The sequence below is a fragment of the Pontibacterium granulatum genome, assembly GCF_029961155.1.
GTDB lineage: Bacteria > Pseudomonadota > Gammaproteobacteria > Pseudomonadales > Balneatricaceae > Pontibacterium > Pontibacterium granulatum.
On record NZ_JASBRH010000002.1, the window covers coordinates 274,849 to 287,186 of the forward strand.

Annotated in this window: 11 protein-coding genes; 3 read left to right on the top strand and 8 right to left on the bottom strand. The window is 56.2% G+C overall.

Annotated elements, in window-relative coordinates:
• The first annotated feature begins 504 nt into the window (after nucleotides 1-504).
• Nucleotides 505-981 carry an Lrp/AsnC family transcriptional regulator gene (locus tag QKW35_RS03125; protein WP_282350692.1) on the top strand — a complete coding sequence of 159 codons (477 nt, stop codon included), beginning with the start codon at nucleotides 505-507 and terminating at the stop codon, nucleotides 979-981.
• 279 nt (nucleotides 982-1,260) lie between these two features.
• Nucleotides 1,261-1,704, top strand: a complete 444-nt coding sequence (locus QKW35_RS03130) for an Lrp/AsnC family transcriptional regulator (RefSeq protein WP_282350694.1) — start codon at nucleotides 1,261-1,263, stop codon at nucleotides 1,702-1,704.
• A gap of 14 nt (nucleotides 1,705-1,718) precedes the next feature.
• Here QKW35_RS03130 and QKW35_RS03135 read toward each other — a convergent pair whose 3' ends face one another.
• Nucleotides 1,719-2,597 (bottom strand): DMT family transporter, encoded by an 879-nt coding sequence (locus QKW35_RS03135; protein ID WP_282350696.1) that lies wholly within the window; start codon nucleotides 2,595-2,597, stop codon nucleotides 1,719-1,721.
• A 262-nt stretch (nucleotides 2,598-2,859) separates the two neighbouring features.
• On the bottom strand, nucleotides 2,860-3,492 hold the full coding sequence (locus tag QKW35_RS03140) for a LysE family translocator (protein ID WP_282350698.1): 633 nt from the start codon (nucleotides 3,490-3,492) through the stop codon (nucleotides 2,860-2,862).
• A 200-nt stretch (nucleotides 3,493-3,692) separates the two neighbouring features.
• Here QKW35_RS03140 and QKW35_RS03145 point away from each other — a divergent pair, with 200 nt between their 5' ends.
• Entirely contained in the window at nucleotides 3,693-4,070 is a 378-nt protein-coding gene (locus tag QKW35_RS03145; RefSeq protein ID WP_282350700.1) for a tautomerase family protein, read from the top strand.
• A gap of 246 nt (nucleotides 4,071-4,316) precedes the next feature.
• Here the strand turns inward: QKW35_RS03145 and astB are convergent, their stop codons facing one another.
• The 6 genes from astB to QKW35_RS03175 form a co-directional block, all read right to left on the bottom strand.
• On the bottom strand, nucleotides 4,317-5,651 hold the full coding sequence (gene astB, locus QKW35_RS03150) for an N-succinylarginine dihydrolase (protein ID WP_282350702.1): 1,335 nt from the start codon (nucleotides 5,649-5,651) through the stop codon (nucleotides 4,317-4,319).
• Between the two features lie 12 nt (nucleotides 5,652-5,663).
• Complete coding sequence (gene astD / locus QKW35_RS03155) at nucleotides 5,664-7,133, bottom strand: succinylglutamate-semialdehyde dehydrogenase (RefSeq protein WP_282350703.1); 1,470 nt, start codon at nucleotides 7,131-7,133, stop codon at nucleotides 5,664-5,666.
• 1 nt (nucleotide 7,134) lies between these two features.
• On the bottom strand, nucleotides 7,135-8,163 hold the full coding sequence (astA, locus tag QKW35_RS03160; RefSeq protein WP_282350705.1) for an arginine N-succinyltransferase: 1,029 nt from the start codon (nucleotides 8,161-8,163) through the stop codon (nucleotides 7,135-7,137).
• A 248-nt stretch (nucleotides 8,164-8,411) separates the two neighbouring features.
• A complete protein-coding gene (gene astA, locus QKW35_RS03165) occupies nucleotides 8,412-9,443 on the bottom strand; it encodes an arginine N-succinyltransferase (RefSeq protein WP_282350707.1) in 1,032 nt (343 codons plus the stop codon).
• On the bottom strand, nucleotides 9,434-10,675 hold the full coding sequence (locus tag QKW35_RS03170) for a hydrolase (RefSeq protein WP_282350709.1): 1,242 nt from the start codon (nucleotides 10,673-10,675) through the stop codon (nucleotides 9,434-9,436). The genes astA (QKW35_RS03165) and QKW35_RS03170 overlap by 10 nt, the downstream gene beginning before the upstream one ends.
• A gap of 197 nt (nucleotides 10,676-10,872) precedes the next feature.
• A complete protein-coding gene (locus QKW35_RS03175; RefSeq protein WP_282350710.1) occupies nucleotides 10,873-12,102 on the bottom strand; it encodes an aspartate aminotransferase family protein in 1,230 nt (409 codons plus the stop codon).
• Nucleotides 12,103-12,338 lie beyond the last annotated feature (236 nt).

Genomic DNA, 12,338 nt, shown 5'->3' on the forward strand with positions numbered 1-12,338 from the left:
TCGTTATAAAGGAAGGTGCGAATAAGTCTTGTTAGTTCTCTGCAAGGCCCTTAAGCCTGCAGATGCAAGGCGCAGGTCGCAGTTAATGGCCCTAGTCCTTAACAATAACTGCAACACAGCAGATGCAGGCTTAAGGACTCGCCCTTCGGGGCTTTCGGGAAAATCCACACTCGGTGTCACCGCTTTTTGCAAGGTTTCAACATTCCTGCAAAGCGCTTCCTTGATTTTGAACTTTCCCGAAAACCAGAGTGCCTACAAGACTTGTTCGCATCTTCCCGGGCATTTTAGTAGTGAACCCGCAAAATGAGCTGTCGATCTTCTTAGTCGAAATCACATTTTCTGCAGGTTTTAATGGGTTGCTCAAAATAAAATTCGGTTTTGTTTTGGCGCTCTTATTCTTTGCTAAAATAAAGGGATTGCGCCCTCGGTGACCGTCTTTTCTGGGCTTGTGTTCTGGTATATAAACGAGGGTCGTTTGGAAGGGCAGGGTAATTCGGGATTTATATGCAGTTGGATAAGATTAACCGAAAGATTCTTTCGATCCTGCAGCAGGATGCACGGATCACCAATCAGGATCTGGCGGAGCGGGTCAATCTGTCGCCCAGCTCCTGTCTCAATCGGGTACGCAAGCTCGAACAGCAGGGGCTGATCGGACCCTATCTAGGCGTGGTGGATCTTGCTACGTTGTGTCGCAGTGTCACGGTTATCGCTACGGTCAGCCTGAAAGACCAGAGCACTGATGCCTTTCGTGCGTTCCAACAGGCTGCCCAGGATATTCCGGAAGTGGTGGAGTGCTATATCGTCAGCGGCACCTTTGATATCTTCCTGCGTATCGTGGCACCGGATATGAACCGCTACAACGAGATCAATGACCGCCTGCTGGATCTGCAGCCGGGCAAGGTGAATATCAGCAGCCATGTGGTGTTAAGCACCGGCAAGCCATTCAGGGGTTATCCACTCGACCAGTTGATTGATGGATAGGGAACCTGTGAACAACTCCGAAACACACTCTGGCATTCATAGCGATTCGAGATCAAGGCAGTGGTTACAGCCATGCTGGTTGCCTGGCGAAAATCACTAACGCAGAGATCGGATTGCTATGAATGCCCCAAAGGGCGGGCGCTAAAACAGCTTTCTGCTTTGTCAGGAAGCTTGGAAAGGACCAGTCATTCCACTGCGCTTCCTTTCGCGCATTAAGCTGTTTTATCGACCGCAGAGAAAGTTTCGGACTTATTAACAGGTCCCATAAGGGAAGAAGTAATGATCGACGCAATTAACCGTAAAATCCTCGCTGCCTTGCAGGAGAACGCCCGTATCTCATTTGCCGAGCTGGGTAAACGTGTACATCTCACAGCCCCGGCGGTGGCCGAGCGGGTACGTAAGATGGAAAGTGCTGGCATCATCACCGGTTACGGTGTGAACGTGAATCTGGATAAGGTGGGCTATCCGATTGTGGCGATGGTGCAGTGTAAGGTGTATCGCACCAAAGAGCGGGAGTTTAAGGAGCTGCTGCTCAGCTACGACGAGGTGATTGAATGCCTGAACACCACCGGTGAACAGGCATTTCTGGTGAAGTTAGCGGTGGAGTCGATGTCGCAGCTTGATGAAATTCTGGAGGCTTTCATCGATTTCAGCGACACCAACACCATGATGATTCTATCGACTCTGGTAGACCGCGAACTACCAGAGACGTTCTTTAAGTAGTTTTTGAAACAGTATTACGCTGTGGCCGTCTGGCGTTTGCGGATTGGCCACTGACTTACCAGCATACCCGCCAGCATCAGGCTGCACCCCAGCAGCTCCTTGCTACCGAAGTGCTCTCCCAGCAGCATCCAGCCACCCAGTACCGCAAAGACAGCCTCGGTAGAGAGAATCAGCGCCGCCACATCCGGCTTCACTTTCTTCTGGCCGATCACCTGCAGTGTGCATGCAATACCACTGGATGCAACACCGGCGTACAACAGAGGCAGCCATGCCGCCTGGAAGTCAGGCAAGGTTGGGGTTTCCAGCATCAGCGCTGCCAGAGTCGCCCACACAGCCGCCACCAGGAACTGACAGATCGACAGACTGATCGCATCTACTTTCTGCGACAGGTAACCGATGATGATCACGTGGGCGGTCCAGAACAGCGCGCCGATCAGCTGCAGCATGTCGCCGTAACCGATGGTCAGATCCGGTCCAATCGACAGACTGTATAAACCCAGTACCGCCAGGATCACACCGCTCCAGGTCTGCATGTTGGTGCTCTGGCCTAACAATATACCTGCCACCGGCACCATCACGATGTACATACCAGTAATGAAACCTGCGTTGCCAGCGGTGGTGTGAAGCAGACCAATCTGCTGGAAGGTAAAACCACCAAACATAATGGTACCCGCGGCCAGACCGCCAATCAGTAACGTCTTGCCTTGAGGCATACGGTGTTTAGTAAACAGCAGCCACAGCGGCACCAGCGACAGCGCACCCAACAGGAAGCGGGCTGCGTTAAAACTGTGCGGTGGCAGGTGGTCCATACCTGCACTCTGGGCAACAAAGGCGAATCCCCAGATGGCAGCAACGCTGATCAACAGCAGATGGGATACAGAAATAAAACGCATCAGAATAGCTCCACAGCAACGTATATCGAGGTGGCAATTTTAAGGCGGAAAAGCTCGGATGAGACAGTACGAAGCTAACGAAGATAAGGTCTGATGCTGAACTTATTTAGGTTTTTGGTGCTCTAGGCTTTCGAATCGAAAGTGGGTAGCTGAAAGCGAGAGTACCTGGGTGAAATCAGGGACAAATTGGTAAATGGAAATAGAGGAAGGAAACCGCGCGAATGGCGGTTAAGAGGGTAGTAAAGAACAGGCGGAGGGCAGTCTACTGACTGCCCGCCAACTTCACACCAAATCCGATCAGCAGGAAACCGGTAATGCTGTCCATGGTTTTGGATACCTTAGGCGTCTGCAGCCACTGGCGTGCACGTCCCACCATCAGCACCAACGCGCCCTGCCACACCATACCGATGGTAAAGTGCACCGCCGCCATCATCATGGACTGAGCCACGGCTGAGTGAGCCGGATCGATAAACTGCGGCAGAAATGCCATGTAAAAGATGATCGGTTTTGGATTCAGTACATTGGAGAGCAAACCTTCACGCAATGAGGTCAGCGCAGGAACGGAACACTGTGTTGTAGGGTGTTCCACCTGCAATGCACCGCTCTTGAACGCTGAGCGCAGGCTCTGAACACCCAGCCAGATCAGGTAACAGGCACCGGCTAGTTTTAGTGCAGTAAAGAGGTGGGCTGATCCAAGTAGAATCACCGATAGGCCTGCCGCGGAGATGCTGGCGTGCACAAACAGGCCCATACAGATGCCGAGACTGGTGAGCAGACCGTCGCGGTTACCACCACGCGCGGCATTGCGCATCACCAAAAGCGTATCCACGCCGGGTGTCAGGGTCAGGGCGGTAATTGCTACCAGAAAGGGCAGCCAGAGGAAGCTCTCGAACATCGGTGAACCTAAAGCCAGGAAGATGAAGGCGATCAGTGTAAGTGATATTGTCAGGCCAGGGCAATCTCGAAGCGCCCCCGCTTGAGTGCAGCGCTTAGTTTTCCAGCAGGGCATCCACTACGCTTAAAAATATGTGTTCGCATGTCAGATACCGGAACCAGATGTCGGGTGCGGGTAGGGTGGATGCGAGAGGGATAACGATGCTCGATTGTATCCTGGAATTCTCCGACAATATTGCCGAAGACTTTGACAACCGGGAGCTGTTTAATTCGCTGCACCTGTTGTTAGGTGGGAGTGGTCTCTTTCCCGAAGAGCGGATCCAAAGTCGGGCCCACCGGTACCGCCGCTATTATGTTGCCGATGGCAGCCGCGAGAGCGGGTTTATCCAACTGACCGTCACCACCCCGCGTCCCCTGGATTCCCGGTACAGGAATCGGTTGGGGGATCAGCTATTGGCATTGTTGCAGCAAGAGTTTTGTTACTCCCTGCAGCAGTTGAACTGCACACTCACCGTTAAGATCACGCATATTGAATCCACGGATTACTGTAAATCCGTTAATCGGTCCGATGTGCGTTAGCGCTTATTAATCATCGATGCCTGCAGGAACCAACTTTGAAGGGATTCACGCAGGTCATGTGAATCTTCAAAATTTACCTTTGTAGGGCAGCGTTTACGCTGCCGGTAAGCTAAAGCTTACCCTACAGGTCGTTCCCATGCTTCGCGTGGTAATGAGGAGGTAGAGGGTCATTGTGAGATGGAGAAAAAAGGCCCGCCAGAGCATGGAGACGGGCCTAAAGTGAGGATCAATCGTTGACGCGTTGCCTTAACGCTGGAACGGGTATACGGAGCCCAGGCTGAGTATCTGGGTCAGTTCATCCAATGCGGTACGGGATTCGATCAGCAGCTGTGGATCGGCCAGATCGGATTCCGCCAGGCGGTCGCGGTAATGCTTATCGACCCAACTGTTCAGGGTGGCGAACAGCTGATCGTTCATACGGGTGGATTGGTTGAAGGCGTTCAGTTCCTGCTCGTTCAGCACAACACGCAGGCGCAGGCACGCTGGGCCACCGCCGTTGCTCATGCTCTGTTTCAGGTCGAACACTTTCAGTTCGTCGATGGCGCTGTCGCCGTCGCGCAGTTCGCTCAGGTAGTCCCACACCGCCGGGTTGTTCTGACACTCTTCCGGGATCACCAGCAGGGTGCGGCCGTCAGCCATGCTCAGCAGCTGGCTGTTAAACAAGTAGCTGGTCACCGCATCCTGCACGGATACACGGTTACTTGGCACCTCAATCACGTTGAAGTTACCGCCCAGTGCATTGTTCAGCTGCTGCTTCACCTCTGCCTGATTCAGGAACGCCTGTTCGTGGCAGAACATCAGGTTGCGGTTCCCCACAGCGATGACGTCGTTGTGGAATACGCCCTGATCGATCACGTCCGGGTTCTGCTGCGCGTACACCACTTTGCTTGCACTCAGGCCGTGTTTGCGAGCGATCGCTTCGGATGCCTCGTAGGTGTGGCGGGCCGGGTAGCGCTGCGGCTGTGGTTTATCGCCGTTGAAGGCGTAACGCCCGAAGACAAAGAACTCGACACCGGCATCACCGTATTCGTGGCAGAAACGGGTGTGGTTGGCCGCGCCTTCGTCACCAAAGTGTTCCACGGTTGGCAGCACACTGTGGTGTTCGAAGTGCTGCTCATCGTTGAAGGTGGCACGCAGGATGCGGCCGGTCACTTCGTGCTCGATGGAGCGGTGGAACTTGTTGGTCAGGTTGGCCGGGGTAAAGTGCACCTTGCCGTTGGCCGTATCCGCACTTGGCGATACGGTGGCGGCGTTGGCAGTCCACATGCTGGATGCGGAGCAGCAGGCGGCCAGAATACGTGGCGCCTGTTTTGCTGCGGCTGCCAGCACGTCGGCATCACTGCCACCAAAACCCAGCTGGCGCAGGGTGTTGATATCCGGCCGTTCCTGCGGTGCCAGCACACCCTGGACCAGGCCCAGGTCGTTCAGGGCCTTCATCTTGGTCAGGCCCTGTTTGGCCGCCTGCTTCGGATTGGAGACCTCAGCCTGGTGCTTTTCGGAGGCGACGTTACCGAACGACAGACCCGCGTAGTTGTGGGTCGGGCCGACCAGGCCGTCAAAGTTTGCTTCAAATGCTTTCATTATCGCTCCTGCTTAGCTGAGGTTCAGTCCCGGAGACAGGGCTTCCGGCAGGTTCAGGCTGTCGGTTTCGATGCCTGCAACCGGGTATGCGCAGTAGTCCGCTGCATAGTAGGCGCTGGCGCGGTGGTTGCCACTGGCACCTACACCACCGAACGGAGCCGCACTGCTGGCGCCGGTAATCTGTTTGTTCCAGTTGACGATACCGGCGCGGATGCGGCGGTAGAACAGGTCAAACTGCGCTTCGTCGTCGCTGAACAGACCGGCGGACAGACCGTACTGGGTGTTGTTCGCTTCGGTGATGGCATCCTCAAATTCAGCATAGCGGATCACCTGCAGCAGTGGGCCGAAATACTCTTCATCCGGCAGTTCGTCGATCGCGGTCACGTCGATCAGGCCCGGTGAGAGCAGGCCGGTGCCCGGTTTCAGTTTTTCCAGGGCCAGAAGCGGGGTTGCGCCCAGCTCGATCAGACGTGCCTGTGCAGCCACCATACCGTCAGCGGCTACTTCGGAGATCAGGCTGCCCATGAAGGGTGCTTCTTCGTCGAACTGACCCCCCACGCGGATCTGGCTCACGGCTTTCTGCAGCTGTGCGACAAACTCGTCACCCGCTGTACCGGTGGGTACGAACAGACGACGGGCGCAGGTGCAGCGCTGGCCGGAGGTGATGTACGCAGACTGGATGGTTTCGTGGACCGCCGCCTTGATGTCGCTGATCTGGCCGATGATCAATGGATTGTTGCCACCCATCTCCAGCGCCAGAATCTTGCCAGGGTGACCGGCAAACTGTTCGTGCAGCAGGTGACCGGTGCGGGAGCTGCCGGTGAAGAACAGGCCGTCCAGATCCGGGTGGGAGGCCAGTGCGATACCGGTCTCTTTTTCGCCCTGCACCAGGTTCAGAACACCCGCTGGCAGACCGGCTTCGTGCCACAGCTCAACCATCTTCTCAGCCACTTTGGGGGTCAGCTCGCTTGGCTTCAGCACCACGGTGTTACCCGCCAGCAGGGCCGGTACGATGTGGCCGTTAGGCAGGTGGCCCGGGAAGTTGTATGGGCCGAATACGGCAACCACACCGTGTGGTTTATGACGCAGCACCGCACGAGCACCAGCCATATCGCTGCTGCGCTCACCGGTGCGTTCGTTGTACGCCTTGATGGAGATCTCGATCTTACCCACCATCGCAGCAGCTTCGGTGCGGGTTTCCCACAGCGGTTTGCCGGTCTCTTCGGCGATGGTCACAGCGATCTGTTCTTTGTGTTCGCCCAATAGTTCACCGTAGCGGCGGATGATTGCGATCCGCGCTTCCAGACCCAGATCAGCCCACGCAATGCTGGCAGCTCGGGCTGCAGTCACGGCGTCTTTCACCTGTGCTGCGTCTGCCGCACCTGCGTGCCAGATGCTCTCGCCGGTGGTTGGGTTGAGGGAATCAAATGCCGGGCCGTTGCCTTCCAGCCACGCGCCGTTGATGTAGATAGATGCGGTCATATCAGAATCTCCGTCCAGAAGAGAGAGGTACTACACGAACGGTACTTCCCTCGGTGATGTTCAGTGCTTCAGCAACGTCAGGGGTTACGGTCACTACGTGTTTGCCCACGGAAGTGAGAGGGGTCATGCAGCAGCGGAAATCTTCAAAGTCGTTGGTGCTGACCATATACAGCTCGCCTTCCGGTTGGATATCGGCGACGTGAACCTTCACGTAGTGGCTGTCCTGAATTGCGCGGATGTCGTTGGTACGTGCTTCCAGCGTTGGGCCACCGTCGAAGATGTCGATGTAACCGGTAAAACGCATGCCTTCGTTTTCCAGCAGGCGACGCGCCGGGGTGGTGGCGTTGTGGGTTTTGCCTATCGCGTCCTGCGCGTCCTGAGGCAGCAGGTTGGTGTAGATGGCGTTCTTCGGCATCAGCTCGGCGATAAACACCTTGTCCATGGAGGAGAGCTGGTCCGCCTCAGAGAAGTCGAGGGAGAAGAAGTGACGCCCCAGACCTTCCCAAAATGGTGATATACCGTTTTCGTCGGAGTAACCACGCATCTCGGCGATCAGGTGATCGCTGAACAGCTGCGGGAACTCGGCCATAAACATAAAGCGGGATTTGGAGAGCAGGGAGCCGTTCTTGCTGTGACGGGCGTCCGGTGCCAGGAACAGGGTGCACAGCTCGGAGTAACCGGTATGGTCATTGGTAATGGTCAGCGTGTTGAGCTGGTTGTAGACCTTCAGCTCGCGCGACGCATGCACCAGGGTACCCACGCGGTAGTTGTACCAGGGTTCGGTCAGGCCAACGGCGGATTCGATACCGCTTACGCCGACCACTTCACCGGTCTCGGTGTCTTCCATCACAAACAGGAACAGCGCTTCGGCCCCGCGGGTCGCAGGATTGTAGGCCTTAAGCGCGTTTTCCATCTTTGCCGCAACCTGTTGGTCGTTGTCCTGCAATGAAGTGAAACCAGGGCCGGTTTTACTGGCCAGCTCGCGTAGCGCTGTGTGATCGTCTGCCTTGATCGGGCGAACTATCATCATGGTCTGTGGACTCCGTATTTAAGCTGAGCGCAGCCGTAGCCACTCCTTTAGAGGGTGTCGCAAATCTACTGCGTTTGCTGATACGGCGTTAAAAATCTGCTCAAAATGCTCATTTACGCTCAGTAAACTGCGCGTTTTCACAGATTTTTGCCTTGTCTCAGCTGTACTCGCTACGTTTTGCAACACCCTCTATAGAGAGGAGGGCGCTCAGTCGTTTCTAGTTATTGTGGTGTTTCGTTTGTCAGGCGTTAGCCAAGCTCTGCTTCTTCAAGCAGCAACAGCCGGATGTCGCCACCCTCTTCAACCTGCAGCAGGTTGGCCTGTTCCGCGCTGATCACAGGTTGCGCCGGATCGATCCGTGTCATCAGACAGCGGTAGTTTTCCAGGCTGGTGTTACTGATCAGGGCAGGGCGCAGGGCTGCTTCGTCGCTGCTCTCACCGATACGTGCCACGGTCTGTTGGTTCTGACGAACAGAGCGGACGTTGTCGGTGCGTGCTTCCAGGGTTGGGCCGGCATCAAAGATGTCCACGTAACCCCGGTAATTGAAACCTTCGTTTTCCAGCAGGGCCATCACCTCTTCCATATCCGGGCGTGGTTTACCCAGGGCAGCCTGTGCTTCAGGCGTCAGCAGGGGTACGTACACCGGATAGTGCGGCATCAGGTCAGCGATAAAGCCTTTGTTGTTGATACCGGTGAGGTAGTTGGCTTTGGTGAAATCCATGTTGAAGAAGTGGCGACCCAGGCACTCCCAGAACGGGGAGCGATGCTCCTCGTCGGCCACACCCTGCAGTTCGACGATCAGACGTGGTGCAAAACGCTCAGGGAACTGAGCGATCAGCAGCATGCGGGCACGGGACAGCAGGTGCAGGTTGTTCTGGCTGCGGTGTGCACTGTCCAGAAACAGGGTGCATAGACGCGCCGCGCCGGTGTAATCCTGACACAGGTGCAGGGCTGGTACACGGTTGTGAATCTGCAATTCACTGGAGGCGTGTACCACCTCTTCAATGCGGTATGAGTAGAAAGGTGTGCTGATGCCTACCGCTGCGTCGATACCGGAGACGCCGAGGATCTCGCCGCTGTCGGTGTCTTCCAGTACGAAGTGGTAGCTTTCACTGCCGGGGTGCTCCACCGCCTTGCGCAGCGACTGCTGGGTGCTGTTGATCAGCTCGCCCAGGTGGTCGCGATTTGCAGGGAGGGTGGTCATGCTGCCGCCGGAGATTACCGCCAGACGTTCGAGGCCCTGGATATCGGTGAAGTTCAGGGGGCGTACTAACAGCATTGGTTTTCCTCCAGCCAGCTCAGGTCGTCGCTGGCAGCCAGTTTCATAAGCATCAGCGCACTCAGCTTAGCGCGTTCGGTGAGGCTTTTCACTTTCAGGTACTCATCGCTGGAGTGGATCTTGCCACCCTGTACCCCGAGGGTATCGATGTTAGGGATACCGGCGGCCGCCAGGTTGTTGCCGTCGCAACAGCCGCCGGTAGGTAACCACTGCAGTTCCATGCCCAGGGTGTGGCCGCATTCACGCGCCAGTTCAAACAGTTTCTTGTTGGCGCCGCTCAGCACTTTGGGTTTACGGCCAAAGCCGCCCAGCAGCTCGATGCTGATACCGTCACGGTCGTTGATCATCGCCACCAGTTCATCAAGTCGGTCCAGACACCATTGCTCATCTTCCGGACGTTCAAGGCGGATGTTGAAGCGGGAGATACAGAGATCCGGCACGATGTTTACCGCACCGCCACCTTCGATAAAGCCCGGGTTGATGGTGACGCCGTTGCGCTGACCGTTAAGGTCATCCAGTGCGGCAACAAAGTCACACATGGCACGTACGGCATTGCGACCCAGGTGGTGTTCGCGACCTGCATGTGCGGCCTTGCCGGTCACTTTGACGCTGAAGTTGCCGCTGCCTTTGCGCTCGCCCGCCAGGTTTCCGTCCGGGAAGCTGGGTTCGTAGATCATGCCCAGATGCACGCGCTTGGCGGCCTCTTCGATCAGTGGGGCAGAGCCCGGGGAGCCTATCTCTTCATCCGGATTAAACAGGATCTCCCAGCCGATCTGTTCGGCAAACGGGCTTCGCTCCAGTGCCTGCAGCGCTTTGATCATCACCAGGATGCCGCCTTTCAGGTCGGCTACGCCCGGACCGTTCAGGGTTTCGTCATCCAGCCACTTCACCTGCTGAAATGGGTGATCGATGGCAAAAACCGTGTCCATGTGGCCGCAGAAGAAGATCTGCAGCGGGGCTTCGGGGCGCTTGCGGATGCGCAGGGCGTCACCCAGCGGGAAGGTTTCAATTTCACCGTTGCTGCCCAGATGTTCGTAGGGCGCAACCGGAACCACGTCTACCTCACCGTCCAGCACCTGGCAGTATTCGGTCAGCAACGCACGCACCTTGTTCACACCGTCGGCGTTGAGGGTGCCGGAGTTGATCTCTGCCAGTTCGATGGTTTTGGCCAGCATCTCGTCGTGCTGGGCGTCAAGCCATTCGATCCAGGGGGTAAAGTTGGTCGTGGTCATTGCTGGGTTCCTTCTATTCCGTTCTATCCATTATTGGAGATCAGCGCGATAGAATCTGTCAGTGATGCGACCCGAACTTCAGAAATTAGGGCGCGTTTGACGGGGGATTTTAGAAGAGCGGATGCGCAGCAAACCGCCCTGAGGACGGTCGCTGCGCGGGGAGAAAAGTTCGAGCTTATTTTACGGGCTTTGTGGGATTAGGCTTCGGCAGTTTCTGTTTCCAGAACGTGGGCAATGGCCTTTTCCAGACGCGCCATACCTTCACGGATGTCCGCTTCCGGGATGATCAGGGATGGGGTCATACGCAAAACGTTAGGGCCGGCTACCAGAATCATCACACCAGCATCGCGTGCTGCGGCCAGGAACTTGGCTGCCTTTCCATGCCATACGTCAATCAGCTCAGCACCGATCAGCAGGCCTGCACCACGGATCTCTTTGAAGATCTGGTGTTTGGCGTTGATCTTCTCCAGCTCTTCCACAAAGATCGCGCGCTTGTCAGCCACGCCGGACAACACTTCCGGGGTGTTGATGGTGTCGATTGCCGCTTCTGCTACAGCACACGCCAGCGGGTTGCCGCCGTAGGTGCTGCCGTGGGTACCAAAGCCCAGGCTTGGCGCTACTTTGTCGGTGCACAGCATGGCGCCAACCGGGAAGCCGCCACCCAGTGCTTTTGCGGTGGTCATGATGTCCGGCGCTACGCCCAGACCTTCGTAAGCATACAGATGACCGGTACGGCCAACGCCAGTCTGAACTTCATCGTATACCAGCAGGGCGTTGTGCTCGTCACACAGTTCACGCACCGCGCGGGCAAACTCAGGATCGGCCGGGATAATGCCACCTTCGCCCTGGATCGGTTCCATCACCACAGCGCAGGTCTTGTCGGAGATCGCTGCTTTCAGAGCGTCGATATCGTTGAACGGTACGTGGCTGATGCCGCCTGGTACCGGCTCAAAACCTTCACGGTATTTCTGCTGGCCACCCACAGACACGGTAAACAGGGTGCGGCCGTGGAATGCCTGGGTGAAAGCGATGATTTCGTGCTTCTCTGGGCCGAAGTTGTCGTAGGCGTATTTACGCGCCAGCTTGAATGCCGCTTCGTTGGCTTCACCGCCGGAGCTGCAGAAGAATACCTTGTCGGCAAACGTCGCGTCGGTCAGTTTCTTAGCCAGGCGCAGTGCCGGCTCGTTGGTGCAGGTGTTGCTCAGGTGCCACAGTTTGTCAGCCTGGTCTTTCAGTGCGGAAACCAGGGCAGGGTGTGCGTGACCCAGTGCATTTACCGCGATGCCACCGGCAAAGTCGACGTACTCACGGTCGTCCTGATCCCACACGCGGGAACCTTCGCCACGTACCGGCACGAACTGCTGTGGGTTGTAGTTAGGGACCATTACATCATCAAAAAGCGCGCGGGTTACTGGCACTGTAGTCATAGCGATTTTCCTCATTTCCGGCCGCTGACGATAACGGCGACCTGGTGAACTCTGTTCTAATGTTTGTTTTGAGCTTTGCGTGATCAGCCCATGGATTGGTCAGGGCTGTTGCACGGGAGCGGCTATATTTAGTATCAGCAAAAGGGATCGCCTAGTGCCAGATGGAGAATTTCTATAGGGCGACATGAACTTGCACTAAGTTGACATTTAGGTCGGCTGAAGAAGTCAGTGATCTG